Origin of the sequence: Streptomyces sp. NPDC057543 (assembly GCF_042801895.1) — a bacterium.
GTDB lineage: Bacteria > Actinomycetota > Actinomycetes > Streptomycetales > Streptomycetaceae > Streptomyces.
This window is the reverse complement of the sequence record NZ_JBHVFF010000010.1, coordinates 1-25,814: the sequence shown is the minus strand read 5'-3', so window position 1 is coordinate 25,814 and position 25,814 is coordinate 1. Positions and strand designations below refer to the sequence as shown.

At 71.2% G+C, this 25,814-nt stretch carries 25 protein-coding genes and 2 pseudogenes; 16 read left to right on the top strand and 11 right to left on the bottom strand.

The window, feature by feature from the left end:
- Positions 1-26: 26 nt before the first annotated feature.
- From ACFU8Q_RS03620 to ACFU8Q_RS03610, 3 genes are all read right to left on the bottom strand, one after another.
- Entirely contained in the window at positions 27-812 is a 786-nt protein-coding gene (locus ACFU8Q_RS03620) for an EI24 domain-containing protein (RefSeq protein WP_384447267.1), read from the bottom strand.
- Between the two features lie 109 nt (positions 813-921).
- The gene (locus tag ACFU8Q_RS03615; protein ID WP_384447265.1) at positions 922-1,350 is read right to left on the bottom strand and encodes an organic hydroperoxide resistance protein; all 429 of its coding nucleotides are present in this window, start codon (positions 1,348-1,350) and stop codon (positions 922-924) included.
- A 91-nt stretch (positions 1,351-1,441) separates the two neighbouring features.
- A complete protein-coding gene (locus tag ACFU8Q_RS03610; protein ID WP_384447263.1) occupies positions 1,442-2,461 on the bottom strand; it encodes an NADP-dependent oxidoreductase in 1,020 nt (339 codons plus the stop codon).
- A gap of 149 nt (positions 2,462-2,610) precedes the next feature.
- Between ACFU8Q_RS03610 and ACFU8Q_RS03605 the strand changes: the two genes are divergently transcribed.
- A complete protein-coding gene (locus ACFU8Q_RS03605; RefSeq protein WP_384447262.1) occupies positions 2,611-3,054 on the top strand; it encodes a MarR family winged helix-turn-helix transcriptional regulator in 444 nt (147 codons plus the stop codon).
- Between the two features lie 350 nt (positions 3,055-3,404).
- On the opposite strand, the gene ACFU8Q_RS03600 is transcribed toward ACFU8Q_RS03605, so the two are convergent.
- On the bottom strand, positions 3,405-4,202 hold the full coding sequence (locus ACFU8Q_RS03600) for a hypothetical protein (protein ID WP_384447260.1): 798 nt from the start codon (positions 4,200-4,202) through the stop codon (positions 3,405-3,407).
- A gap of 78 nt (positions 4,203-4,280) precedes the next feature.
- Between ACFU8Q_RS03600 and ACFU8Q_RS03595 the strand changes: the two genes are divergently transcribed.
- The 3 genes from ACFU8Q_RS03595 (at position 4,281) to ACFU8Q_RS03585 (ending at position 7,673) form a co-directional block, all read left to right on the top strand.
- Positions 4,281-4,847, top strand: a complete 567-nt coding sequence (locus tag ACFU8Q_RS03595; protein ID WP_384447259.1) for a hypothetical protein — start codon at positions 4,281-4,283, stop codon at positions 4,845-4,847.
- 146 nt (positions 4,848-4,993) lie between these two features.
- Entirely contained in the window at positions 4,994-6,031 is a 1,038-nt protein-coding gene (locus tag ACFU8Q_RS03590) for a rod shape-determining protein (RefSeq protein WP_384447257.1), read from the top strand.
- A gap of 19 nt (positions 6,032-6,050) precedes the next feature.
- Positions 6,051-7,673, top strand: coding sequence for a GAF domain-containing protein (locus ACFU8Q_RS03585; RefSeq protein ID WP_384447255.1), 1,623 nt, complete (start codon positions 6,051-6,053; stop codon positions 7,671-7,673).
- Between the two features lie 18 nt (positions 7,674-7,691).
- On the opposite strand, the gene ACFU8Q_RS03580 is transcribed toward ACFU8Q_RS03585, so the two are convergent.
- Positions 7,692-8,123, bottom strand: a complete 432-nt coding sequence (locus tag ACFU8Q_RS03580) for an Lrp/AsnC family transcriptional regulator (protein WP_124717831.1) — start codon at positions 8,121-8,123, stop codon at positions 7,692-7,694.
- Positions 8,124-8,263: 140 nt separating this feature from the next.
- Here ACFU8Q_RS03580 and ACFU8Q_RS03575 point away from each other — a divergent pair, with 140 nt between their 5' ends.
- The gene (locus ACFU8Q_RS03575) at positions 8,264-9,472 is read left to right on the top strand and encodes an MFS transporter (RefSeq protein WP_384447253.1); all 1,209 of its coding nucleotides are present in this window, start codon (positions 8,264-8,266) and stop codon (positions 9,470-9,472) included.
- A gap of 377 nt (positions 9,473-9,849) precedes the next feature.
- The gene (locus ACFU8Q_RS03570) at positions 9,850-11,301 is read left to right on the top strand and encodes an acyl-CoA synthetase (protein WP_384447251.1); all 1,452 of its coding nucleotides are present in this window, start codon (positions 9,850-9,852) and stop codon (positions 11,299-11,301) included.
- A 122-nt stretch (positions 11,302-11,423) separates the two neighbouring features.
- Here ACFU8Q_RS03570 and ACFU8Q_RS03565 read toward each other — a convergent pair whose 3' ends face one another.
- From ACFU8Q_RS03565 to ACFU8Q_RS03545, 5 genes are all read right to left on the bottom strand, one after another.
- On the bottom strand, positions 11,424-12,716 hold the full coding sequence (locus tag ACFU8Q_RS03565; protein WP_384447249.1) for an MFS transporter: 1,293 nt from the start codon (positions 12,714-12,716) through the stop codon (positions 11,424-11,426).
- 124 nt (positions 12,717-12,840) lie between these two features.
- Positions 12,841-14,625 (bottom strand): ABC transporter ATP-binding protein, encoded by a 1,785-nt coding sequence (locus ACFU8Q_RS03560; protein ID WP_384447319.1) that lies wholly within the window; start codon positions 14,623-14,625, stop codon positions 12,841-12,843.
- A 227-nt stretch (positions 14,626-14,852) separates the two neighbouring features.
- On the bottom strand, positions 14,853-15,023 hold the full coding sequence (locus ACFU8Q_RS03555) for a hypothetical protein (RefSeq protein ID WP_384447248.1): 171 nt from the start codon (positions 15,021-15,023) through the stop codon (positions 14,853-14,855).
- 217 nt (positions 15,024-15,240) lie between these two features.
- Positions 15,241-15,966, bottom strand: coding sequence for a DUF4328 domain-containing protein (locus tag ACFU8Q_RS03550; protein WP_384447246.1), 726 nt, complete (start codon positions 15,964-15,966; stop codon positions 15,241-15,243).
- Positions 15,967-16,128: 162 nt separating this feature from the next.
- Positions 16,129-16,425, bottom strand: a complete 297-nt coding sequence (locus ACFU8Q_RS03545; protein WP_384447244.1) for an SHOCT domain-containing protein — start codon at positions 16,423-16,425, stop codon at positions 16,129-16,131.
- 173 nt (positions 16,426-16,598) lie between these two features.
- On the opposite strand from ACFU8Q_RS03545, the gene ACFU8Q_RS03540 reads away from it, so the two are divergent.
- From ACFU8Q_RS03540 to ACFU8Q_RS03520, 5 genes and pseudogenes are all read left to right on the top strand, one after another.
- The gene (locus tag ACFU8Q_RS03540; protein ID WP_384447242.1) at positions 16,599-17,024 is read left to right on the top strand and encodes a hypothetical protein; all 426 of its coding nucleotides are present in this window, start codon (positions 16,599-16,601) and stop codon (positions 17,022-17,024) included.
- 130 nt (positions 17,025-17,154) lie between these two features.
- On the top strand, positions 17,155-18,309 hold the full coding sequence (locus ACFU8Q_RS03535; protein WP_384447241.1) for a PLP-dependent cysteine synthase family protein: 1,155 nt from the start codon (positions 17,155-17,157) through the stop codon (positions 18,307-18,309).
- Positions 18,306-19,577 (top strand): MFS transporter, encoded by a 1,272-nt coding sequence (locus ACFU8Q_RS03530; protein WP_384447239.1) that lies wholly within the window; start codon positions 18,306-18,308, stop codon positions 19,575-19,577. The genes ACFU8Q_RS03535 and ACFU8Q_RS03530 overlap by 4 nt, the downstream gene beginning before the upstream one ends.
- A gap of 272 nt (positions 19,578-19,849) precedes the next feature.
- Positions 19,850-20,038: pseudogene (locus ACFU8Q_RS03525) on the top strand (MBL fold metallo-hydrolase); the annotation flags it as partial.
- A 268-nt stretch (positions 20,039-20,306) separates the two neighbouring features.
- Positions 20,307-21,050, top strand: a complete 744-nt coding sequence (locus tag ACFU8Q_RS03520; protein ID WP_384447237.1) for a sulfite exporter TauE/SafE family protein — start codon at positions 20,307-20,309, stop codon at positions 21,048-21,050.
- A gap of 37 nt (positions 21,051-21,087) precedes the next feature.
- Here the strand turns inward: ACFU8Q_RS03520 and ACFU8Q_RS03515 are convergent, their stop codons facing one another.
- Positions 21,088-21,366, bottom strand: coding sequence for a metal-sensitive transcriptional regulator (locus ACFU8Q_RS03515; RefSeq protein WP_030403028.1), 279 nt, complete (start codon positions 21,364-21,366; stop codon positions 21,088-21,090).
- Positions 21,367-21,445: 79 nt separating this feature from the next.
- Between ACFU8Q_RS03515 and ACFU8Q_RS03510 the strand changes: the two genes are divergently transcribed.
- From ACFU8Q_RS03510 to ACFU8Q_RS03490, 5 genes and pseudogenes are all read left to right on the top strand, one after another.
- Positions 21,446-22,018 carry a rhodanese-like domain-containing protein gene (locus tag ACFU8Q_RS03510; RefSeq protein WP_384447235.1) on the top strand — a complete coding sequence of 191 codons (573 nt, stop codon included), beginning with the start codon at positions 21,446-21,448 and terminating at the stop codon, positions 22,016-22,018.
- 17 nt (positions 22,019-22,035) lie between these two features.
- A complete protein-coding gene (locus ACFU8Q_RS03505) occupies positions 22,036-22,365 on the top strand; it encodes a hypothetical protein (RefSeq protein WP_384447233.1) in 330 nt (109 codons plus the stop codon).
- 233 nt (positions 22,366-22,598) lie between these two features.
- Complete coding sequence (locus tag ACFU8Q_RS03500; RefSeq protein WP_384447231.1) at positions 22,599-22,874, top strand: hypothetical protein; 276 nt, start codon at positions 22,599-22,601, stop codon at positions 22,872-22,874.
- A 908-nt stretch (positions 22,875-23,782) separates the two neighbouring features.
- Positions 23,783-24,232, top strand: a complete 450-nt coding sequence (locus ACFU8Q_RS03495) for a DUF2690 domain-containing protein (protein WP_384447229.1) — start codon at positions 23,783-23,785, stop codon at positions 24,230-24,232.
- A 271-nt stretch (positions 24,233-24,503) separates the two neighbouring features.
- Positions 24,504-25,814, top strand: a pseudogene (locus ACFU8Q_RS03490) (hypothetical protein); the annotation flags it as partial.

Below are 25,814 nucleotides of genomic sequence, written 5' to 3'. Positions count from 1 at the left end.
CCGGCGGACGAACAACGGTTTGCGTCTCAGCCCTTGTGGAGGGTGTACGGGGCGGGGGCCGCGTCGTCGTCCTCGTCGGGCGCCACCAGGTTGCGGGCCAGCAGGGTGGCCCCCGCGACGGCGCCCGGCATCAGGAACACGGCGACGAACGGGACGAGGAAGGCGAGCCCCAGCGGCACGCCGAAGCCGAGGGTCAACAGGCGGCGGCCGCGCAGCAGGGCGAGCCGGTCCTTCAGGACCATGCCGCGGCGCTGGAGCGCGACGGCGGTGAGTTCCTCGGCGAGGAAGTAACCGGTGACGCAGAAGCCGATCACGGGGACGACGGTCTGGCCGACGACCGGAATGAATCCGAGGGCGAGGAGCAGCACCGAGTACAGCCCTACCCGCACCAGGATGCGGACGCTGTCGCGGGCGGATATCCACAGCTCCCGCCAGAGCGGCAGCCCGGACTCGGGGACCTCGCCGCCCTCCGTACGGTCGACCTGCTCGGAGAGCGACTCGTAGAAGGGCTGGCCGACCAGCAGGGTCACGGCGGTGAACGTGATCACGGCGAGGAAGAGACCGAGGGCGAACACCAGCACGGTCAGGGTGTTACGGAGCAGGCCGAGCCAGGGCGATGACCAGTCGTCGGCGAAGGGGGTCGCCCAGGTCACCAGGTTGTCGGCGCCGTAGCCGAGGCCGACGAGCGCCGCCGCGTACAGGACGAGGGTGATGAGTCCGGGCAGCAGCCCGAAGCCGAACCAGCGTCCGTGCCGGCCGACCCATCGCTGCCCCTTGATCAAGTAGCCGAAGCCCACCCCTAGATCACGCATGGCGTCAGGGTACTGGTGGGGGTGGTGGCCTCTCCCGTCGCGGTGGCCCGGTGCACGGCCGAGGGCCGCACCCCCTTGCGGGATGCGGCCCTCGGTCGGTTGCGAGCGGTCAGGCGACCGACAGCTCGACCTTGATGTTGCCGCGTGTGGCGTTCGAGTACGGGCACACCTGGTGGGCCTTCTCGATGAGCGACTGCGCGGTGGCGGTGTCGACGTTCGGGATGGTGGCCGTGATCGCGACCTCCAGACCGAAGCCGCCCTCGGCGGTCTTGCCGATGGAGACCGCGGCGGTCACCGTGGAGCCGGAGATGTCGGCCTTCTCCTGACGGGCGACGACGCCGAGGGCGCCCTGGAAGCAGGCGCTGTAGCCGGCCGCGAAGAGCTGCTCCGGGTTGGTGCCCGCGCCGCTTCCGCCCATGGCCTTGGGCGGGTTGACGACGACGTCGAGGTTGCCGTCGTCGGACGAGACGCGGCCGTCACGGCCGTTCTCGGCGGTGGCGACGGCGGTGTAGGCAACGGTGATGTCCTGAATAGCCATGCTGAGATATTTCCTTCTGCTGTGCGCCGCGACTCGCGCCCACGATCGCGACGGCCTGGGGATGAGACTAATGGGTGCCCCTGAGCGGCTTTCAGGCGAGGGAGACGATCATCTTCCCGGTGTTCTCGCCGCGCAGCAGACCGAGGAAGGCGTCGAAGCCGTGCTCGATGCCTTCGACGAAGGTCTCGCGGTACTTCAGCTCGCCCGAGGCCAGCCAGCCGGCCACCTCCTGGACGAACTGCGGCTGGAGCGCGGCGTGATCGCCGACGAGCATGCCCTGGATGCGCAGCCGCTTGCCGATGACGAGGGCGAGGTTGCGCGGGCCGGGGGTCGGCTCGGTCGCGTTGTACTGGGCGATCATTCCGCAGACGGTGACGCGGCCGTGCACGTTGAGCGAGGAGATCGCGGCTTCGAGGTGTTCGCCGCCGACGTTGTCGAAGTAGACGTCGATGCCGTCGGGAGCGGCCTCGCGCAGCTGCTCTGCGACCGGGCCGTTCTTGTAGTTGAAGGCCGCGTCGAAGCCGTACTCCTCGACGAGGAGCTTGACCTTCTCGTCGGATCCGGCCGAGCCGATGACCCGTGAGGCGCCCTTGAGCTTCGCCATCTGGCCGACCTGGCTGCCGACCGCACCGGCCGCGCCGGAGACGAAGACGGCGTCGCCCTCCTTGAAGGAGGCGACCTCGAAGAGGCCCGCGTAGGCGGTGAGACCGGTCATGCCGAGCACGCCGAGGTAGGCGGAGAGCGGGGCGAGCGACGGGTCGACCTTCACCACGCGCTCGGCCGGGACCTCGGCGTACTCACGCCAGCCGAGGCCGTGCAGGACGTGGTCGCCGACCGCGAGGCCCGCCGCGTTCGACGCGATGACCTCGCCGACCGCTCCGCCGTCCATGGGGTGATCGAGCTTGAAGGGCGGGGTGTACGACTTCACGTCGTTCATCCTTCCCCTCATGTACGGATCGACCGAGAAGTGCAGGTTACGGACGAGGACGCGCCCCTCGCCGGGAGCGGTGACCGGGGCCTCACGCAGTGCGAAATCCTCGGCTTTCGGCCAGCCGTGCGGGCGGGCCACGAGGTGCCATTCACGACTGGACGCGGGAAGTGCTGCAGACATGGGCTCGGGGTCTCCTCAATGTCCTACGGGGTGGGGAACGCTCCGCCGGGCCGGCCGGGGCCGACGGGGAAGCGGAAATGCTTCATGACGTGAAACAACCATGCGCCTGGATATTTCATATTGTCAAGTAACCGGTTATCGTGGGTGTCATGGCCACCACCCGTACAGACCCTCTGACCCTCGAAGTCGTCGAGCTCATCGGCACCGTCGTGGCGCGTTACTACGAGGAGTACGACGAGGCCGCGGCGGCCCACTCCCTCACCGGCGCACAGGCGCGCGTCCTCGGGCTGCTCGCCCTGGAGCCGATGCCCATGCGCAGGATCGCCCAGAAGCTGAAGTGCGAGCCGTCGAATGTCACCGGCATCGTCGACCGTCTGGAGACCCGCGGCCTGGTGGAGCGCAGACCGGATCCCGCCGACCGGCGGGTAAAGCTGGCCGCCCCGACGGAGAAGGGCGCGCGGACGGCGCAGGAGCTGCGCGATTCGCTCACGTTCGCCCGGGAGCCGCTGGCCGAGCTGTCGGACGAGGACCGGGCGACGCTGCGGGACCTGCTGCGGCGGATGCTGGGCGAGTCGGGCCCGCGCCACGACTGAGGGCAGGGCGCGGCCGGGGCCGCGCGAGCGGACGTACCGCTCGGGAGCGGAACCGGGTCAGGGGCGAACCGGGCCGGGACCAGACCGGGCCAGGAACAGAACCAGGTCCAGAGCAGAACCGGGTCAGGAGCGGAACGCTCGGGAGCAGACCGGGCCGGCAGCAGAACCAGGCCGGGACCAGACCGGGCCAGGAACAGAACCAGGTCCAGAGCAGAACCGGGTCAGGAGCGGAACGCTCGGGAGCAGACCGGGCCGGCAGCAGAACCAGGCCGGGACCAGACCGGGCCAGGAACAGAACCAGGTCCAGAGCAGAACCGGGCCCGGAGCAGAACGCTCGGGAGCAGACCGGGTCAGGAGCAGAACCAGAGGAACCAGCACGTCTCGGACCGGGTCGGCGTCGGCGTCGGGGTGGGCGACGCCGGGGGTGCCGACCTCGTCGGGCCGCCGCCGGGCCGGGCCGGTTCCGGCGGATCGTCGGACGTCCCCTCGGTCGCGTCGGGGCCCGGCGACAGTTCCGTGGACGCGGAGGACGCGGCGGACTCCGGTGCCGACGCGGCACCGGAATCCTCCGGGCGGGGACTGTCCGCGCCTGGATCCTCGGGGCGGGCGCTACCCATCGCCTCGCCCGCACCCGTGGCACCGACGGGGTGCGCATCGATGGCCGGGAGCACGGAGGCGCCGTCCACCGGGCCGGGCCGTTCGGCCGCGTCGCTCGCCGAGAGGACGGGGGCCGGCTCGGTCGTGACCGGGACCGCTTCGCGTACGTAGTCCGAGGCGCGGTCGTCGCCGTTCGGCTCGATGGCCAGCTCGGCCAGGCTCAGCAGCCCCGCCGCGAGCACCACGCCGAGCACGACGAGCAGGGCCGTCCGGCTCCGACGACGGTGTGCGCGCTTGCCACGCCGCTGCGTCCCGGCCCTCCGGTCCGGCCTGCGGGAATCGGAGGTGCCGCGCGCGGGCGGCCGGGCAGCACCGCGCCCCCGGCGGCGTCCCCCGGGCAGGGGCGGTGCGGACGGTTCGCGCTCCGCATCCGGTTCGTGACCGGAGAACGCGGGCGTGGCGTAGTGGCTCAGCGCCTCCGCGGGGGTTCCGCATCCGGCACAGGCCAGGGCGCCGTTGAGATGCCGTTGACACGGGTGGCAGTAATCCATGGCGCCCGCAGATTAGATGCCAGTAGGACAACATAGATAGCCACCCATGTGAGGATCCTGTGTGGAACCGTTGAATCCATGACCGCGCCCACGCCTTTCGGCCCTCGTGAGTTCCAGCTCGTCCTGCTGCGCCGGATGGCCGACCATCAGCCCGCCCTCGTCGACGAGGCCCGGCAGGAGCTGAGTGCCTCGCTCGCCGAGATGCGGGAGGCCAACCGGCGTTGGCAGGCCATGGTGCGGGCGCCGCGCGGGCGGGGCGCCCTGCGGCGCTACCGTTCGGTGCTCGGCGAGCCCGAGTCGTCCGTACACCGCACGATCGGCGATCTGGAGTGCGACGCGCTGCTGTGGCCGGTGCCGCTCTGGCCGGATCTGCGGTTCGAGGTGATGGTCGCGCCGGGCGGGGCCGTATGGAACGAATGGCTGGTGCGGGCGCCGGGAGCGCCGGGTCCCGAACTGCGTACGGTCGAGGATCTGCGCCCCTGGTCGGGCACGGTGGACGAGGTCGCCCGGGCCTTCGCGCCGGCCCGCCCGATGGAGGGCAGCGCGCCGACCCGGTGGGCGCTCGCGATCAACGCGCCCGACACGGGTGAATCGCATGTCGCCGAATTCACCTGGGGGCTGTTCCAGCGACTGCTGCCCGGCTGACCTCTGCGTACCGCGCGTTCTGTCACTCCGTCAGACCTGTACCCCCTACGGCTCATCCCGACGGGCGCGATGACTCCGAACGGCGCACGATGCGAAGAGAGCCGGCTGCCGCCGGAACCCCCTCAGTGCTCTCGGGAGAACCTGCCGTGACCGTCAGCCTTGAGCAGTTGCGCCGTTGCCATGTCGCCGTCGACCTCGGGGCCGCACGGACCCGCGTGTACATCAAGGGTCTCGGGCTCGTCGTCGACGAGCCGAGCGCCGCCGCCATGAACACCCGTACCGGCTCGCTCATCGCCGTCGGCGAACTCGCCGAAAAGATGACGGGCCGCACCCCCGACTACATCCGAGTGGTCCGCCCGGTCTCCGGTGGAACCGTCATCGACATCGAGATGGCCCAGCGGATGCTCCGCCAGCTGCTCGGCGAGAAGCTCCGCCGCCAGCTGCGCCGCAAGCCCCGGCTGCGGGCCGCCGCCTGCACCCCGCACGACAGCGATCCGCTCGCTCAGCGGGCCACCATCGAAACCCTGGTGGGGCTGGGCGCGCGGCGGGTCGAGCTGGTCGACACCCTGATCGCGGCGGCCGTCGGCTGCGGGCTCCCCGTCGAGCAGCCGACCGCGACCATGATCATGGTGTGCGGGGCGGCGACCACCCAGATCGCGGTGCTCTCGCTCGGCTCGATCGTGACCGCCGTACGTATCCCGGTCGGCGGCGACGCCATCGACCACACGGTGGTCCAGTATCTGCGCCACCACCACGAGTTGATGCTGCCGAGCCAGTCCGTACGACCGCTGCAAGTCGCGCTCAACGGCGGCGGTCCGAGCTCTCACGGGGCCACCACGACCGAGATCCACGGCCGGGACGTGGCGACCGGTCTGGCCCGCTCGGTGGAGGTCGACACCGCCGCCGTACGGAAGGCGATCCACGCCCCGCTGACCGCCGTGCTCGACGGCCTCGGCAAGATCCTGCGCGACTGCCCGCCCGACCTGGTGGCCGACCTGGTCGACTGCGGGATCATGATGGTCGGCGGCAGCGCGCTGCTGCCCGGCCTCGACCGGATGCTGCGGGAGGCGACGGGCATGACCGTGCACATCGCGGACCGGCCCGACGTGTGCTCCGTACTGGGGCTCGGTGCGATGCTGGACGGGAAGATCGAGCCGATGGTCCTCGACCCGCTCGCCTGCTGAACCCCGCGGGGGTGCGCGCATGACCGACGAGACGGAGAACAGGGCGGCGGCGCACCCGCGCTCGGGGCCCCCGGACGAGGGGGCGGCCGCCGCGGCCGGTGCGCGGGCGCCCCGGCCGCCGATGCTCCTGGAAGCGGTGCTGAGTGTCGGCACCGCTCTCGAACTGCGGGCCACTCTCCAGCAGATCGTGGACACCGCCACCGCGCTGACGGGGGCTCGGTACGGCGCGCTCGGCATACTCGACCTCGGGTGCGACACGATCAGCGAGCTGTTCACCTCGGGACTCGGCGACGCTGAGCGACAGCGCCTCGGCCGGTTCACGGGCGGGCACTCGGAGATGCCCGGCGTTCTCATCGCCGAACCGCAGCCGCCCCGCTCCGACGATCCGACCACCGACCCGCGCTCCTGCGGGGCAGCGCCCGGCCATCCGCCGATGCACTCCTTCCTGAGGGCACCGATCCGGGTGCGGAACCAGGTGTTCGGCAATCTCTGCCTCACCGAGAAACGCACCGGCCGCTTCACCGATACGGACATGGCACTGCTCAAGGTGCTGGCCTCGCAGGCCGGGATCGCGATCGGGAATGCCCTGCTGTACGAGGCCGCCCGGCAACGAGATCGCTGGATCGAGGGGGCGGCCGCCGTCACCACCGCCCTGCTGTCGGGCGGGAACGCGGCCGACGCGCTGCTGACCGTCGCCGAGGAGGCCAGGGCACTCGCCGACGCCGCCGCCGGGGTGATCCTCCAGCCGAACGAGGAGGGCGGCATGGAGATCGTCACCGCGTCCACGCTCGACGACCCGGCCGGGATCGTCGGTACGACCATCGAGCCCGGCTCCGCCGTGCTGGTCCCGCTGCTGGGCGGAGAACCGGTGTTCATCGAGGACTCGGCCACCGATCCGCGGATGACGACGCATGTGCGGTCGCGGTTCGGGCCCAGCATGATGCTGCCGCTGCAGAGCGGCGGGCGGCTGATCGGCACCCTCGCCCTGCCCCGGCGGCGCGGCGCCCGCCCGTACACGGCCGTGGACCGGCAGCTGGCCTCGCAGTTCGCCTCGCAGGCCGCGCTCGCCCTGGTCCTGGCGGACGCCCAGCACGACCGGGAACAGCTCGCGGTGTACGAGGACCGGGACAGGATCGCCCGCGATCTGCACGACCTCGTCGTCCAGCGGCTGTTCGCGACCGAGATGATGCTGGAGTCGACGCGCCGCAGGGCCGCCGCCCCGGAGACGGACGAGCTGCTCGGCAAAGCCGTCGACGAGCTGGACTCCACCATTCAGGAGGTACGGACGGCGATCTTCGCCCTCCAGCAGCCGCCCGCCGAGGCCCCCACCACCTTCCGTGGCCGGGTGCTGCGGGAGACCGGGGGCGCCGCCGCCGTGCTCGGTTTCCAGCCGTCGGTGCACTTCAACGGGGCTGTCGACACGCTGGTCCGGGAGCCCGTGGACGGCCGGCTGCTCGCGGTGCTGCGGGGCGCCCTGGCCGCCGCGCACCGGCGGACCGGGGTGTCGGCCATCGAGGTGGAGGTGGACGCGGCGGCCGTGGAGCCCGACGGGCGGGCCGCGGTCCGGCTGTCGGTCGCCGACGACGGTCGCGAGGAGGACGGCTCACGCTCGTCGACCGTCATCTGGCAGGCGCCGCTCTGACAGCCACCCGCGCGACTGTCATCGAGCAGGCGCCGCTCTGAGCGCGACGCGGGTGTTGGAGTGGGCGACACCCGCCTCCCGCTTGAGCCTGCGCAGCAGTCCGTCCAGGGCCGCGGTGTCGGCGACGGTGGCCCGTACGAGGTAGTCGTGGCCGCCGGTCACATGCACCACCTCGGTGATGCCGGGCAGCGCGAGCACCGCCCGCTCGAACACCTCGTTCGTCGTGTCGATACGCAGCGTCACGTCGATGAAGACGACGAGGCCCGTGCGGGTGTCGGCGGCCGGGTCGATGATCACGGTGAAGCCGCGGATGACACCGTCGCGCCGCAACCGGCGCACCCGGTCGGCCGCGGCGTTGGCGCTGAGCCCGACCCGTACGCCCAGATCGCGGTACGAGATCCGGGCGTCCTCCTGGAGGATGCCGAGGATCTCCCTGTCCAGACGGTCCATGCTGCGATTGTCTCAGCTTTGTCCGGTTCGTGACCTCGTATGGCGCACCGGAGCGGTACCCGGGACCGCGGCCCGGCCGTGTTGCCTCGCATGGCGCAGTCCGGCGGGCCCACGGCTTCCGTCCGCTCTTGACTGAAGGGGTGGATACAGCCGTCAAGCAGTCCCCCGCTCCGGTCGGCACGGTGTCCGCTGCCGCTTGCCGCAACCTCGTGATGGCCACGGTCGGCTTCGGGCTGACCTTCTGGGCCTGGAATCTGATCGCGCCCATGTCCGGGGATTACAAGGAGCGGCTGGGCCTGAGTTCCTTCGAGCAGTCGCTGCTGGTCGCGGTGCCGGTGCTGGTCGGTTCGCTGGGCCGGATCCCGGTGGGCGCGCTCACCGACAAGTACGGTGCGCGGCTGATGTTCCCGCTGATCTCGGCGCTCACGATCGTGCCCGTGCTGCTGCTGATCCCGGCGGGGAACTCCTACGCCGCGATGCTCGCCGCGGGCTTTCTGCTGGGCCTCGGCGGCACGACGTTCGCGATCGGCATCCCGCTGGTCAACTCATGGTTCCCGCCCGCCAAGCGGGGGCTCGCGCTCGGGGTGTTCGGCATGGGCATGGGCGGCGTCGCCCTGTCCGGGTACTTCACCCCGCGGATCGCGAAGCACGGCGACAACCTGCCGTTCCTGGTCGTCGCGGGCGCGCTCTTGGTGTACGCGGCGCTGGCCGCGGTACTGGTCGGCGACCGCCCGGACCGCCCGGTGCCGACCGACTCGCTTGCCCACCGGCTGGGCGACGCGGGGCGGCTGCGGGTCACCTGGGAGCTGTCCGCGCTGTATGCGATCGGCTTCGGCGGAATCGTGGCGTTCGGCGTCTACCTCCCCACGTATCTGAAGACCTGGTACGGACTCTCGGCGACCGACGCGGGCACGAAGGCCGCCGGGTTCGCTCTGGTCACGGTCGTCTTCCGGCCGATCGGCGGCTGGCTCTCGGACCGCGTCCACCCCGCCGTGGTCACCGCGGCCGCGCTCTGCCTGGCCGCCCTGATGGCGATCGTGCAGGCCTTCGACCCGGAACTGGCCCCGGGCGGCACGGTCGCGCTGCTCTGCATGGCGGCGGGCCTGGGCACCGCGAGCGGCAGCGTCTTCGCCCTGGTCTCCCAGGTGACGCCGCAGGCGAAGGTGGGCAGCGTGACCGGCATCGTCGGTGCGATGGGCGGCCTGGGTGGCTTCGTACCGCCGCTGGTGATGGGGGCGATCTACAGCGCGCAGGGGTCGTACTCGATCGGCTTCATGCTGCTGTCGGACCTTGCGCTGGCGGGGGGCGTGTACGCGTACGGGCGCATGCGGAGCCTTCGGCGTGAGTAGGGCCCTAACGACCTCACCCGCGATGGAGAGCGGGCTCCCGACGCCCTGCGACTCCGCCTCCGGCGTTGTCGTCGGTCAACGACGCTCCGCGTCGCTTCCCTCCTCCGCCTTGGATTCGAACATGACGCCGCTCGCTGATCCACTCTCTATCGCGGGTGAGGTCGTAAGACCGACCGGCAAATGGGGGGCGGCGTCGCGGGGCTCGGCACGCGCATCTGCGGCGTTGTCGTCAATCACCAACGCTCCTTCCCCGAGCTCTCGGCTTCGCTCGAGCAGGGGAGACCCCATCTGCCTCGATCCTCCGCCTTGCAGCTGAACCGCACCCGGCCCCGCTCCTTCTCCCGCCCCCATTTGCCGGTCGGTCTAAGGTGCGATGGGTGACTTCTCTTCTGTGCGTGCCCGATGACGGTTCCGTCCGTGAGGCCATCCGGTTCGGCGAACACTCCCTGACGTACGACCGGCTGGCCCTTGCCTCCACCGCGCTCGCCGCGCGTCTCACCGGTGCCGGGCGGGTCGCCGTCTGGGCCACGCCCACGCCCGGGACCGTGGTCGCCGTCGTGGCCGCGCTGCGGGCCGGGGTGCCGGCGGTGCCGCTCAATCCGAGGACGGGGACGCGCGAACTCGCGCACATCGTGGCCGACAGCGAACCGGGCGTGGTGCTGGCCGGGGCGGGCGACGTCCTCCCGCCGGTACTGGACGCGCTGGACCGTATCGATGTCGAGACGGCCCCGGACGGGGCGGCGTGCCCCACACTCCCCGAGCCCTCCCCCGAGGCCCCCGCGCTGATCGTCTACACCTCCGGCACCACGGGCCCGCCCAAGGGCGCGGTCCTGTCGCGGCGGGCGATCGCCGCGTCGCTGGACGCGCTGGAGGACGCCTGGCAGTGGACCGGCGACGACGTACTCGTCCACGCCCTGCCGCTGTTCCATGTGCACGGTCTGATCCTGGGCGTGCTCGGGCCGCTGCGCCGGGGCGGATCGGTGCGGCACCTGGGCCGGTTCTCGACCGACGGGGTGGCCCGGGAGCTGTCGTCCGGCGGCACGATGCTTTTCGGCGTACCGACGATGTACCACCGGCTGGCCGAGGCCCTCGACGGCTCCGGCCCGGACGCGGCCGGGCTGGCGAAGGCGCTGGCCGGGGCCCGGCTGCTGGTGTCCGGGTCGGCCGCGCTGCCGGTCCACGACCACGAGCGGATCGCGGCGGCGACCGGCCGCCGGGTCATCGAGCGGTACGGCATGACGGAGACCCTGATGAACACCGGCGTCCGGGCCGACGGCGAACCGCGTCCCGGCACGGTCGGCGCACCCCTGCGCGGCGTCGAACTCCGTCTGGTCGAGGAGGACGGCACCGTCCTCACCGGCCCCGACACCATCGGCGAGATCCAGGTGCGCGGCCCGAACCTCTTCACCGGCTATCTGAACCGCCCCGACGCCACCGCCGCGGCGCTCACCGAGGACGGCTGGTTCCGTACCGGGGACATGGCCACCCGCGACCCCGACGGCTACGTACGGATCGTCGGCCGCAAGGCCACCGACCTGATCAAGAGCGGCGGGTACAAGATCGGTGCCGGTGAGATCGAGAACGCGCTCCTCGACCACCCCGGCGTCCGCGAGGCCGCCGTCACCGGTGAACCGGACCCTGATCTGGGCGAGCGCATCGTCGCCTGGGTGGTGCCGGCCGACCCCGCCGCGCCCCCGGCAAAGGACGAGCTCGCCGACCATGTGGCCGCCCAGCTGGCCCCGCACAAGCGCCCGCGTACGGTCCGTTACCTGGAGGCGCTGCCCCGCAACGACCTGGGCAAGATCATGAAGCGGTCACTGTCTGCCTGACGGTTACGGGCAGGGCCTTTCGCCCGGATCAGGCCGGATCCGTCCCGATCAGGCCTGATCCGTCCCGATCCGGAAGAGAGGTCCGGGAGAGAGGTCCGGAAGCAGGGTCCGGTGCCGAGCCGTCACGGCTGCGGGTTCTTGGCGTCGTACCGCACGAATCCGCGCCACCGCAGCCCCAGCAGCGACACGGCGGCGACGCAGGCGATCCCGCCACCGGTCACCGCCAGGCCGGGCGAGGTCAGGTCCGCGACCGATCCGGCGACGAAGTCGCCGAGCCTGGGTCCGCCCGCCACGACGACGATGAACACGCCCTGCAGCCGCCCCCGCATCTCGTCCGGCACGGCCGCCTGGAGCATGGTGTTCCGGAAGACCATCGAGGTGGTGTCCGCGGCACCGGCGAGCGCCAGGAAGATCAGTCCGAGCCAGAGCTGACGGGTCAGGCCGAAGAGCGCGATGGCGGTGCCCCAGCAGGCGACGGCGAGGAGCACGGCGAGGCCGTGGCGGCGGACGCGGCCCAGCCACCCGGAGAACACTCCGCCCAGCAGCGCCCCCAGCGCGGGGGCGGCGACCAGCAGTCCGGTGGTCTTCGCGTCACCGCCGAACCAGACCACGGCGACGACGGGGAACAGCGCCCGGGGATGGGCCAGCACCATGGCGCACAGGTCGGTGAAGAAGGTCATGCGCAGATTGGGCCTGGTCCCCAGGAAACGCAGCCCGTCCGCGACGGATGCCCGCTTGGCGCCCGCGTCTCCCGCCCGCTCCGGCAGCATCGAGGGCAGCCGCCACATCGCGTACAGCGAGGCGGTGAAGGTGACGGCGTCGACGGTGTACGCGGCCCGGTATCCCCACCAGCCGACGATCAGCCCGCCGAGCATCGGCCCGACCAGCGTGCCGGTGGTGCCGGTCATGGAGGTGAGGGCGTTGGCGGCGGGCAACTGCTCGGCCGGCAGCAGCCGGGCGATCATCGAGCTGCGGGCCGGTGAGTTGACCGCGAAGCAGGCCGCCTGCAGGGCGACGATCGCGTACAGCAGCCCCACCTGTTCCACCCCGGCGACGGCGACGGCGGCCAGCGCAACGGAGAGGACGAACGACCCCGCCGAGCTCGCGAGCCCCAGCTTGCGCCGGTCGACGGTATCCGCGACGGCGCCGCCGTACAGCCCGAAGACGACCAGGGGCAGGAACGAACAGAACCCGATGAGCCCGACCGAGAAGGCGGATCCGGTGATGTCGTAGACCTGGAGCGAGACGGCGAGCGCTGTCATCCCCTGCCCGATCCAGGAGACCGTGTTCCCGAACCAGAGCCGCCGGTAGTGGGGGGAGGTCCGCAGCGGCGTCAGGTCGGCGAATATGCGGGGGCGGTGTGCGGGTTCTTCGGCTGTTCCGGCTGTTTCGGCTGTTTCGGCTGTTTCGGTCACAGCGGATGGTAGCGACCGTCGTGCATCCGACGGTCCGGCGGCCACCGGGTACGGCCCGTACGCCTCCGGGCCGCCGCGTCAGGAAGCGTGGCCGGCCGCGCAGTTGGATCCCGTGAGTGCCCGCCTACCGCCAGTGGATTCCCGATGGGCGGGCTGACGGGTACACGGTGCCGTTACAGGGTTGGGTACGGCGCTCGAACAGGGTGGCGTACAGACCGTTCCGGCCCAGGAGTTGCGTGTGCGTGCCCGACTCCACCATGCGTCCCTCGTCCAGGACGAGGATGCGGTCGGCGTCCGCGGCAAGGGCCAGGTCGTGTGTGATGACGATGGTGGTGCGCCCCTCGGCGAGGCGCCGCAGCGGTGCGAGGATGCGCTGTGCGGCGAGTCTGTCCAGTCCGGTGGTGGGCTCGTCGAGCAGGAGCACGGGCGCGTCGCGCAGCATGGCGCGGGCGATCGCGATCCGCTGCAACTGCCCTCCGGAGAGCCGGGAAGTGCCCGTGGCAATGACAGTGTCATATCCCTCCGGCAAGGTCCGGATGAAGGCGTGGGCGTCGGCCGCACGTGCGGCCTCCACGACGTCACGGTGGGTCACATCGGCGCGTCCGCAAGCGATGTTCTCCTCAATGGTGTCGTGCAGGACGAGCGTCTCCTGCGGCAACAGGGTGATGTTCCGGCGCAAGTAGGTCAGTGGCAGCTGATCCACGGACACGCCGTCCAGCCGGATGCTGCCGGCATCCGGGTCGTAGAACCTCAGCAGCAGAGCCGCCAGCGTCGACTTGCCGGCGCCGCTGGGGCCGGTGATGACGAGGAGTTCCCCGGGGTTCGCGGTGAACGAGAGATCCCGGAGAACGGGCTCGCTGCTGTCCGGGTAGTGGAAGAGGACCTGGCGCGCCTCCACCTCGCCGAGCGCACGGCTCCGGGGCGGGGCGGGCACGGAGGCGGCCGGGTCGGTGACGGCGGGTCGGGCGTCCAGGATCTCCAGCAGCCGCTCGGCTCCCGCAGTCGCGGCGGTGGCCGTCAGACCGAGCTGGCCCAGGGAGCGGATCGGCGGGTAGAGGTAGCCGATGAAGGCGGCGAAGGCCAGGAGCTGTCCGAGAGTCATCCGGTCCGCGGAGATCTCCCACACCCCCAGGCCGATGATCGTCAGGACGCACAAGGTTTCGAGGACTTCGACGAGTTGCTCGTAGAACTCGGTGAGGCGGACGGCCCTCACCGCTGCCTTCAGCCGGATGCGTGCCTTGCCGAAGAGCCGCGCCTCCTCGTCGGGCTGCCTGTTGTACGCCTGCGTCATGACGACATTGACCAGCGTCTCCTCGACGACCGCCGTGATGGCGCCGTCGGCGGCGCGGCCACGCCGGGACACCGCGCGCAGGGGCTGGGTAAATCGGCTGGTCGTGAACCAGAAGAGCGGCACCATGAGAAAGGTGACGAGGGCCAGGTCCCAGCGCAGCCACAGGGCCGCGGCGGCGTAGAAGAGCGTGCTGAACACGGCCGAGGCCGCCCCGACGATGCCGGACACCACGAGCGCCTCGATGGCCTCCACATCGCCGGTCAGCCGCTCCACCAGGTCACCGCGGCGATTGCGTTGGTAGAAGTGCGGCGGGAGGGTCTGGAGATGGCTGAAGACCCGCGCCCGCAGCCGCATCACGAAGCGTTCGGCGGTCCAGGCGGCGATCGAGTTGCCCAGATATCCCACCACCGCGCCGATGACGGCCACGGCGAGCCACTGGCCCGCCGGTTTCCAAAAGGCACTGACGGAGCCGGTCTGCAGCGCCGAGTCAGTGAGTTCGGCGAACAGCAGCACGGTGATGGTCTCGGCGACGGCGGCGAGGACGGCGCACAGGAAGATGAGGACGAGCCAGCGCCGGTCTCCCGCAGTCATCGGCCAGAAGCGCCGGAACGCCACCATGATGCTGATGGGGTCGGTGCGGATCGGAATATCCGTCACCGAGTCCTGAGAAGTCTCTTCGGGGGGCGCTGGGCGCCGTGGTGAGCTGCGCAGGCGCATGGGCGTCACGTCACAGAGGTGCTCGGACTATGGAACATCTCCATAGTCGCGGGCCCCAAGACCACGAGACAAACTCGCGCCGAAGCGCGAGCCTGCCTCGCTTGGGGATGGAGTCAGGGATTTTCGGGTCAGTAACCCCCGCGGCCTCCGCGGCCTCCGCCGCCGCCGCCTCCGTGGCGGCCGAAGTCCCGGCCGAAGTCCCGTCCGCGTCCGCCGCGGTCGCCTCCACGACCGCGTCCGCCGCGTCCGTAGTCGCCGTAGTCCCTGTCCCTGTGGTCGAAGATGCTGCGTACCTTCATCTTCGCCTCCTTTGGAGGATGTCGCTGTGCCGCTCCTGACTCTTGCTGCGGCACTACCGACACTACGTCCGTCCTCTGTGGCCAACAACTCGTACAAGCCGTAATAAGAGCAAAACTCATGAAATACCGTAAATCTTCGGAGCGTTGCCATAAGTGACTCTCCGGAGGCCCCCCGGAAGTACGCCCCCGTTGCCGCGATCGAGTCCGTGGATCGCCCTCAGCCGACGGGTTCTCCGGACCGGATGACCGGCCCATGCATTGCCTTGACGTGTTGCATGTGCGTCAGGTTGCGGACCAGTCGGATGGCGAGGACGGCGCAGGCGATGTCGAGGAGGTCGGCGAGCGTGAGCAGGCCGATTCCCACGTTCGCCGTGCCGATTGATTCGGCCATGTCGTAGACCGCTCCGCCGACCAGGGCGACGAAGCCCTGAGCGAGCCAGAAGCCCCACCAGAGGTTGATCGGGCCACGGCCCGGCCGATCGGGTGCATACGGTCCCTCAGGACGGCTCGCGTTCCAGATGTCGAGGGTGATCCGACGTGGGAACCACAGGTTGACGACCGGGACGAGCCAGCCCCAGCCGGTCCAGCTGCGGTGCCGTCGGTGAGTGCCGGGGGCGAAGACTTCGGCGTTGTCGCGCAGGCGGTAGAGCCAGCACACGTAAACGATTCCGGTGGTGAGATACAGCAGGCTCCGGAGCAGGCCGAAGAGGTTGTAGACGAGTTGCCTGTCCTCGATCCCGGGAACCGAGAGCAGGGCCGCCCGGGCGTCCGCCGCGCCGCGCAGCAGACCGTACAGATACCCCCCTGACGCGAGCGACAGTACGTCCGTGACGATCACGGCGACGAGCAGAAGAGAAGTGGCCAGTCCCAGACCGACCGGTGAGCGCAGCACCGCGAGGTAGGCGGGCGAAGGGGCGGCGGCGTGCGTCGCGTTCGTATTCACACTCCGACCAGCGACGCCACCGCCCCGGGCGTCACACCGGCGGACGCGTCGAGGAGTGGAGAAGGGCGGCTCCGGGCGGGTAGGCATCAACAACGTGACGGAGTGTGCCCATGACAGAAGCCTGTGGGCGAGCGGAGCCGGGTCATGGTTCGGCCGAGCGGGTCATGGTTCGGCCGAGCCCGGTGGGGAGCCGCGGAGGGTGGCCAGGCGACGCCGGTACTCGTCGTCGTCGATCTCGCCGCGTGCGTACCGCTCGGCGAGGATCCGCTCCGCGGACGACGAGCCGGGCCCGGGCCAACCGGGCGCGCCAGGGGGCCCGCCGCCGACAGGACGGCTCCGGCCGAATGCGCGGAAGAGCAGGACGACGACGATGATGAGCAGCACCCAGAAGAGGACCATGCCGACCGTCATCGCGAACCAGCCCCACCCGCCCATGCCGTGGTCGTGCCAGTACAACATCGAAGATCACTCCCCCTTGCGTCCGGTGGGGTGCGGGCCCTGCGCCCGTAGAGAGCCTTCGGTTCCATCTTCTCTCTCCTGAGGGGCACGGACCCTGAAGAGCACGCCTGGCAGTGGCCGGGCGGCCGAACCCAACAAGCACTTTACGTAATCAAGCAGGTACCGTACGTGACGTGCTCGTGTTGCGGCGTCACTCCCGATCGGCGGCCACAGCGGCCCTCGCCGCGGTGCTGGCAGCCCTCATGCACGTGCTGGCCTGCGCCCATGGGCCCGATCTCGGGCGCGCGGCCGTGTCCGACTCGCTTCCGGTCCCGGCCGCGGCCGCGGGCAGGACCGCTGTGCCCGCATCGGGTCCGGTGTCCGCGCCGGGCGCCGGGGAGCGGGGGCTGCGGTTCGCCGAATGCGCGGGGGGCGATAACCCCGGTGTGCTGTCCCGGGACGTGTGCGTGGCACCGGCACCGGAGGCGATCGCGCCCGCGAGCGCGGTGGAGCCGGAGCCACTGGCGGTTGCCCTGCGCAGCGCGCCGGAGGCGGGTGCGTCCGGGAATCACGGCGAGCAGCAACGGGTACGGGCGGTGCTGGGGGTGTGGCGGACGTGATCGGGACCCGCCCCGCGGCGTGACGGGAGTGGCCGGATGGCCCCGTCGTGCCGTGGTGGCGTTCGCGTCCTGAACAGCCGTCACGATCACGCGGCCCGCCGAACGGCGGGGTCGCGGGAGACCACACACAATGAATCCTCCGCACACCTGCACTACTTCTGCCTCTTCACCTGCCCGGCTGCTCGCGTCCGGACCAGCCGCGCAAACGCCGGCCGGACTCGTCGGCGACACCCCGCTATTGTGGGTCGGTGAGCCGTTCACCAGCGCCGGCCACGGGTTCTGGGCGAAACTCGAAGGACACAACCCCGGCGGGATCAAGGACCGCACCGCGCTGTACATGGTGGCCCGCGCACGCGAACGCGGCGAACTGCTGCCGGGAGCGCCGATCGTGGAATCCACTTCCGGCACCCTGGGGCTGGGCCTGGCGCTGGCCGGGGTGACGTTCGGGCATCCGGTGGCGGTGGTCACCGACCCCGGCATGGAGCCGCTGATGCGTGGCCTGCTCACCGCCTACGGCGCCGAACTGCATGTGGTGACCGAGCCGCATCCGGTGGGCGGCTGGCAGCAGGCCCGCCGCGAGGAGGTCGACCGGCTGCTGGCGACACGGCCGGACGCCTGGTGCCCGGATCAGTACCACAACCCGGACAACGTGGCCGCCTACGCCCCATTGGCCCACGAGCTGGTCGCCCAGCTCGGCCGCATCGACACCCTGGTGGTCAGCGTGGGCACCGGCGGGCACTCGGCCGGCATCGGAAGGGTGCTGCGCGGCTTCTTCCCCGCCCTACGAATCGTAGGGGTCGACACCTGCGGCTCCACGATCTTCGGTCAGCCCGCCGCACCGAGGCTGATGCGAGGGCTGGGTTCCAGCATCTATCCGCGCAATGTCGACTACGCCCTGTTCGACGAGGTGCACTGGGTCGCCGCCGGTGAGGCGGTCTGGTCGGCCCGCGCCCTGGCGAGGGCCTGGTACGCGACGGGCGGGTGGAGCGTGGGCGCGGTCGCGCTGGTCGCCCGCCGGCTCGCCGCCACATCGGCGGCGGAGACGCGGATCGCCGCGGTGTTCCCCGACGGCCCGCAGAGATATGTGGGCACGGTATTCGACGACGCCTGGTGCCGTACCCACCAGTTGCTCGACCAGGAACCCGCCGACGTGCCGGACGAGCTGACGCATCCCGGTGAGCGGGTTGTCGCACGCTGGAGCCGCTGTACGACAGTCCTCGATCCGCTGGCCGGGACCGCCCGCACGGCCGCCGAGGAGCGCGGGCTGGCGGGGGTGGCCCGGTGAAAGCGCTGCTGGCGACGGCCCGGAGCTTTTCTCCGGTGGTGCGGCTGCTGATGGTGAACCAGTTCGCCATCAACCTCGCGTTCTACATGCTCATGCCCTATCTCGCCGCTCACCTCGCAGGGCAACTGGGGTTGGCGGCCTGGGCGGTAGGCCTTGTGCTGGGGGTGCGGAACTTCTCCCAGCAGGGCATGTTCCTGATCGGCGGCACCATCGCCGACCGCTTCGGCTACAAGGCCCCGATCATGGTCGGCTGCCTGCTGCGCACCGGCGGGTTCGCCCTGCTGGGGTGGGTCGACAGCCTGCCCGCCCTGGTGGCCGCGTCGGCGGCCACCGGGTTCGCCGGGGCCCTGTTCAACCCGGCCGTACGCGCCTACCTCGCCGTCGAGGCCGGCGAGCGGCGGGTGGATGCCTTCGCCGCGTTCAACGTCTACTACCAGGCCGGGATGCTGCTGGGCCCGCTGGTAGGACTCGCCCTGCTGGCAGCCGACTTCCGCCTGGTGTGCACCGTCGGTGCCGCCATTTTCGCCGCGCTCACCGTGCTCCAGGGCCGCGCGCTGCCTGCCCGCCGCGCCACCGCCGCCAAGGACGGCGGGGATGCGGGCGGGATGCTCGCGCAGTGGCGCCGGGTGGTGGCCAACCGGCCGTTCCTGCTGTTCTCGCTCGCGATGATCGGCTCCTACGTACTGACCTTCCAGGTCTACCTGGCCCTGCCCATGGCCGCCGACGCCGCGCTCGGGGCCGACGGCACGAAGGTCACGAGCGGCTTGTTCGTGCTCTCCGCCGCGGTGGCGGTCGCCGGGCAGCTCAGGCTGACCGCCTGGGCGAAGGCGCGGTGGAGCCGTTCGCAGGCGATGGTGCGCGGGCTGGCCGCGATGGGCCTGGCATTCACCCCGCTCGCCCTCACCCCGGCCGCCGGTGCGGGGATGTGGCGGACCCCGGTCGAGCTGGCGGCCCTGACGGCGGCCGTCGTCCTGCTGGCGGCGGGCAGTGCGGTGGTCTACCCGCTGGAGATGGACACCGTCGTTGCACTCTCCGGCAACCGCCTGGTGGCCACGCACTACGGCCTCTACAACACCGTTTCCGGCCTCGGCATCACGCTGGGGAACCTGGCCACCGGCGCGCTGTGGGACTTCGCCGCCGCCCATCACGCGCTGTGGCTGACCTGGGCGGCGCTGACGGTGACCGGGCTGGGCTGCGCCGGCGCCGTGTACGGGCTGGCGCGCACCGGCCGCATCGGCGCCCCGGCGCCCGTACCGCTGGCCGTCTGAACCCGGCACCAGCCCCGGGGACTGCGGGTCCACGGCCTGAACAAGCCGAGGCCGGGACCCGCAGCACCGCTGGGTGACGGGCGTCGCACACCCACGCCGAAATACCCCCCCTGGTATCTCTGTTACGGTAGGTGACAGATACCCCGGGGGGTAAAATTTCGAGGGAGGTTGCCGTGTTCTTTGCCGACACCCTGGAGACCGAAGGTCTGGGCAACCGCAGCTACCTGGCCGGGGGAGCCCGGGCGGCCGTCGTCGTGGACCCGCCCCGGGACCACCCGATCCACGAGCGCCTGGACGAGGTGCCCGCGGGCACCGTCCGGGTGCACTGCGCCGGAGGTGTGCGGGCGGCCATCGCCGCCTCCGTGCTGGACGCCGCCGGACGGGACGTGGTCGCCATCGACGACGGCTACGCCGCAGCCGCGGACGCGGGACTCGCCCTCGTAGCCCCTGATCAGCACTGACTGCACCTTCCCGTTCGGTCCGGGCCGCTGCCCGGTCGACGGGAGTACGTAAGGAACGCAAGATGATCTTCTCCCGACACGATGGCGGTCGCCCCGCCTCCGGGGCCGTGCACGCGCCCCTGCCGCGACTGCTCGCCGAGCGCCCGGCGCCCTGTGCCGATGCGACGGGCAGCATGAGGGCATGGAGCGCGGCGAGGCGCACTGCGCCCAACGCACGCGGCCTCGCAGGCGCCACACACAACGCACACGGCCTCGCGGGCGCCGTCGCATGACCGCGTTCCTGCTGGCCCTGGCCGCCGGTGCGCTGGTGGGCCTGGCCCTCGGAGCCCTGGGGGCCGGCGGCAGCATCCTGACGGTCCCCGCGCTGATCTACCTGCTCGGCTTCAGCCCGGCAGAGGCGACCACAGCCAGCCTGATCATCGTCATCGTCACGTCGCTGACCGCCCTCGTGGCCCACGCGAGGACGGGAGCCGTGAACTGGCGCGCGGGGCTGCTGTTCGCGGCGGCGGGAATCCTGCCCGCCGGCGGGGCGGGACTGCTGTCCGCGCACATCCCCGCCGCCGTGCTCACCCTGGCCTTCGCCGTGCTGGCCGCTCTGGCCGCGCTGCGCATGCTGCGCCGCAGGACCCCCACAGGCAACGGGATGGTCTCGGCGGGGCGCGCGGCAGGGGCCGGCGCCGGATTGGGCGCGGTCACCGGATTCCTGGGAGTCGGCGGCGGATTCCTCGCCGTCCCGGCGCTGGTGGCCGTGCTGGCCGTACCGATGAGCGCGGCCGTCGGCACGAGTCTGCTGGTCATCATCGCCAACGCGCTCGTGGCCCTGGCGGCCAGGACGGCCACCGATGTCACCCTGGACTGGACCCTGATCATGCCGTTCATCGCGACGGCCGTTCTGGGCGCCTGGGACGGCAAACGCCTGACCGCCAAGATCGCACCGGGCACACTCCAGCGCGTCTTCGGCATTCTGCTGCTGGCCGTCGCCGTGACGATGGCAGTGGGTGCCGTGCTGTGACACCCCACGGGGCAACCGTTCAGGTCAGTGACAGGAATCAGGCCAGTGACAGGAAGAGCTTCTCCAGCCGGGCCCGCATCTGCACGGAGTCCCGCACCTGCGGATCGTCGCTGGTCATGCACTGTTGCAGCCCTGTCGCGATGATCGAGAACCCGGCCCGGTCCAGGGCGCGGGAGACGGCGGCCAGCTGCGTGACGACGTCCTCGCAGTCCCGCCCCTCCTCGATCATCCTGATCACGCCGGCGAGCTGGCCCTGCGCCCGCCGAAGCCGGTTCAGCGCCGACTTCAGCTCATCGGCCGACATGTCGAGTTCCACGCATCCTCCCTCATATGACCCTTATACCCCTATGGGTATCGTACGTGGAGGGCAACCCATTTCCGAAAGGCATTGTTCCGTGACCACCCCCGCCTCCCTGACCTCCTCCCAGGCGTCCGCCCGTTACGCGGAATTCACCGTGATCGACGTCCGCACTCCCGGCGAGTACGCCGGCGGCCACCTCCCCGGCGCGCACAACATCCCCCTGGACCGACTGCACGAGGCCGCCGACGCGCTGAAGGGCGCTTCGGCCCTCGCACCGCTGCTGGTGGTGTGCGCCTCCGGCAACCGCTCGGCCAAGGCCTGCACCCAACTGTCCGGCCTGGGGGTCGAGGCCGCGACCCTGGAGGGCGGGACCAGCGGCTGGGCGGCCGCGGGCCACCCCGTCGACCGGCCCGCCGGAGCGCGCTCCACCTGGCCGATGGACCGCCAGGTCCGGCTGGCGGCCGGGTCGCTGGTCGTCGTCGGCTTCCTGGCGGGATTCGCCTGGCAGCCGGCGCACTGGCTGTCCGGCGCGGTCGGCGCCGGCCTCGTGTTCTCCGGCGTGACCAACACCTGCGGAATGGCCGCGATCCTGGCCAAGCTCCCCCACAACCGGCCCCCCAGGAGCACCGTCTCCTTCCAGGACACGCTCACGCGCCTGGCCTCCTGATCCACGGCCGTCCCGTCGTGACGCCGCACGACGTCGTCACGGAGAAGGGACGGCCCAGGCTCGTCTTGGAGTTGGGTGCGGGGCCGTTCCCTGGCAGACCTCCTGGAGGAGGGCACGCCCACCCCGCCGCAGGCGGCGAGGATCGGCCTGGCGGTGGTCGGCGCACTGACTGCGGCGCACACGGCGGGGTACTGCACCGGGACGTCAAACCCGCCAACATACTGCTCGCCGAGAACGGCGGGGTGGCGCTCACCGATTTCGGCATCGCCCAGATCGAGGGCGCCACGCCGCTGACGGAGACCGGCGCGATCACCGGTCCCCCGAGTACATCGCGCCGGAGCGCGTGACGGTTTACGTCCGGATGCCGCCTCGGACCTGTGGTCACGGGGTGTGCTGCTGTATGTGGCCGTGGAGGGCTGGTCACCGTTCCGGCGTTCGAGCTCGATCACGACGACGCTTACCGTACGGGACGAAGGTCCGCCGCCCCCGGCATGGGCCGGAACGCTGTCACCCCTGATCACCGCCCCGCGAAGGCTCGGACAACGACCTCGCCGGCTTCTACCGAGCCGTCGGCCGCGAAGTGCGCCGCTACGTACTCGACCACCACGCCACGCCCGGCGGGCGACCGGCCTCGACGCTCGACGTCCAGTACTACGCCCGGGGCGACAAGGCTGCCGGAATCCTCAGCCGCGGTCTCCAGCTCGAGGTCATCACCAAGGACGGCAAGGTCGAGTACTCCGTCCACATCTGGACACGAGGCCCTGAGAAGGACGTCTCGGGCGACACACCCGGCGCCTTCTGCGAGAAGGTCGTCACCGGACTACGGATACCGGACATCCCGGAGCCCCGGACCTGACACGAGCCGGACTTGCGCCCGTGAGTCTTGATGAACGCCGTAATGGCCATCTCATTTGGGCCACGCGAGGAAACGGTGCGGCGACGGATCTGCCGCGACCTCCTCAAAGGGACGTTCCGCAGGTCAAATCGACTTTGCATGGTGGGGCGGGTGGAACTCGAACTCATACCGGCGACGCGCCTCACTTGCGAACTTACCGAAGAACCGGACGTATTCATCTATTTCTGTCCGGCCGCACCCCTCTCGATCCAGTTTGATCTGGCGCAATCAGGTGCTTGCCAGACCGTTTTCTCGCGGAACAGACGGAGCCGGGAGCGAAGCGACGCCGCGGCCGCACCGCGATCACGGCAGGGGGCGGCGCGGCAATCCGCGCAGCCGGAAGCCGACTTCGGCCCATCCGGCCGACCGGACGCACGCCTGCACGCCTGCACGCCTGCCGGCCGTCCGGCCCGGGCGCCTGCGCCCGGACGCCCCGCCCGTCGGCATCGCACCGTCAGACGCCTTCCGTCATCGACGGACAAAGAAACACACGATTAATTCCAATCCGCTGCCGACTATTTCCGTTCAATACCCATGGAAAATCGACCACCCTTGCCCGGATAAACCTTTAAATGCCCAAAATATTTTCCTGGTTATGCCAGCGGCATGACGCTAAGGTCGGCCACGGACGCCGGGAGATCAGGGGCGTCCGCCGCCTCTCGGGGCGGTTCACGGGGGAAGGCGACGTGCGGTGCGCCGCGCCCGCGGCACGCCCACCAAAGGCGGTGGGCCCGCGCGGCAGGCGGACTGGTTCCGCGACACGGCGCGCCGATGGGTCGACCGGCTCCCGCGACAGCTGGTCCGCCCACCGCCGGTCCGGGGGTCTGCTGTCGCAGGCACGGGGCCGGCTCGTCCTTCAGGAGAAGTACGTGAAGACCACCGCAATCCGTATCGCCACCGTCTCCGCGGCCACCATGGCGCTGGGCCTCATCCCACTGGCCGGCACCTCGTACGCTGCCAGCTGCAGCGGTAGCGGCTGTGACAACCTGGGGCCCAGAGGGACGGCATGCGAGACGGCCGAGGTGTCCACCCAGCGCACCATCACCAACAACTCCCGCAAGGCCGAACTGCGCTGGTCGGTCGGCTGCCAGGCCGCGTGGGTCCGGGTCACCGACAATTCCAGCAATTCGATCTACAACTCGTCCGGCTACATCGAGAAGTACGACTCGGCCGGCAAGCTGCTCCGCTCCCTGAACGTCACCATCCCCCACAACGGCAGCGACTGGTCCAACATGCTCGGCGGCACCAGCTACTACTACCGGGTCTGCGTCAAGTTCCAGGGCAACGAGTACCCGATGACCTGCAGCACCAAGTTCTGACGGGAACCCCGGCCCGCTGAACCCCCGGGAGTCCGCCGCACGCGGCCTCCCAGCCGGTCCGCGAAGGGCCCCGGTCCGTCTTCCCTTCTCGTCACCCCTTTCCACGCGCGCAGTTCCACACCCGTGTGCCCGGCACACGGGTGTCTGCGGTCTGCCCACGCAGTGCGGGCCCGCCCTCCATGGGCGGGCCCGCACATGACTTTGGAGCACCATCGTGCGTCATCGCCTGTCCAGACCCCGGGCATCATGGGCGGCCCTCACGGCCGCCGTGATGCTGAGTGGGGTCTTCTCCACGACCTCCGCGGGGGCGGCCGAGCCGTCGGCCCGGCCCGCCTCGGCCGCACCACCCGCGTCCTCGCACCCCACTTCCGTCCCGGCCGGCGAGCGTTCCGCGCTCCTCGGGGAGCGGTGGCAGACCTCGCAGGACGTCGCCTGGACGACCAGCGGGGATGCTGACGGCTTCCACCTGCTGACTGCGGCCGGTTCATCCGGTTACGCGTGGAAGAACCTGGCCACGCTCGCCGAGCCCGGCTTCGACGCGGACGCGTGGATCGGCAACGCCTGCGTGACCGGCTCCGGCCACTACGCTGTCGTCGTCTACGCCCCGCGCACCTTCACCAACAAGCCGGAGCTGATGGCCCGTGGCGGCTTCACGGCCGTGGTCAACCTGACCTCCGGAGCGGTGCGCAAGCTGCCCGTCCTCTCCTCGCTCTCGTACTACAACCCCGGTTGCGGCAACGGCGACACCGCGGTACTCACCCAGTCCGGTACCGACGAGCAGCCCGGCACCCGGCTGCTGCGCCTGGACGCTCGCACCGGGCGCACCGGCCCGCCCACCACGGTGAAGGGCCAGGTCACCTCGGCCGTCCCCGGCCCGGGCAGCACCACCCTGGCTGCCCGCGGCGCCCAGGTGGTCTCGCTCGACACGACCGGCCACGCCACCACCGTCGCCCGCACCGACAGCGTCCCCTTCCGCCTCACCCCGGACGCCCGCGGCGGTCTGCTCTACCTCGATCACCGGGGCAACACCGCCACCGCCCGGCACCTGGGCGCCCCGGCGCTGAAGCGCCCCGACGCCGCGAAGGCCCGCCCGGTCTCCGTGGCCAGCGGCCCGCTGACCCGGCTCGGCGTGACCCGCAGCCGCACGACCGTCTACGTGACGGGTCCCAGCAGCGCCCCGCGGACGGCCGCCCCGGCCGGGGTGAGCCGCATGCCGGAGGCCGGCAAGGACACCCAGGTGTCCACGCTCGGCACGGCGCTCGTCTCCCACCAGCGGTGGGCCGACGGCAAAGGCACTCTGCTGCAGCCCGGTGAGAGCAACACGGCCCGGCCCGTCGACCTCGACCTGACGGTCCGGGAGTCCGGCCGGACCCGCACCCTGCGGGCCGTCACCACGAAGGTCTCCTCCCGCCACGCCGCCCAGGGACGCGCGCTCTCCCCCGGCCTGCGCACCTCCGCCGGCACGGCCGGCCCGAGCGGCCCGGCCGGCCGTGCCGCGCCCCCCCAGGCGAGCTCCCCCCGCGCCCCCGGGGAGGACGAGCGGACCAGCGCGGTACCGCGCCACGACCCCGACAACCCGGCG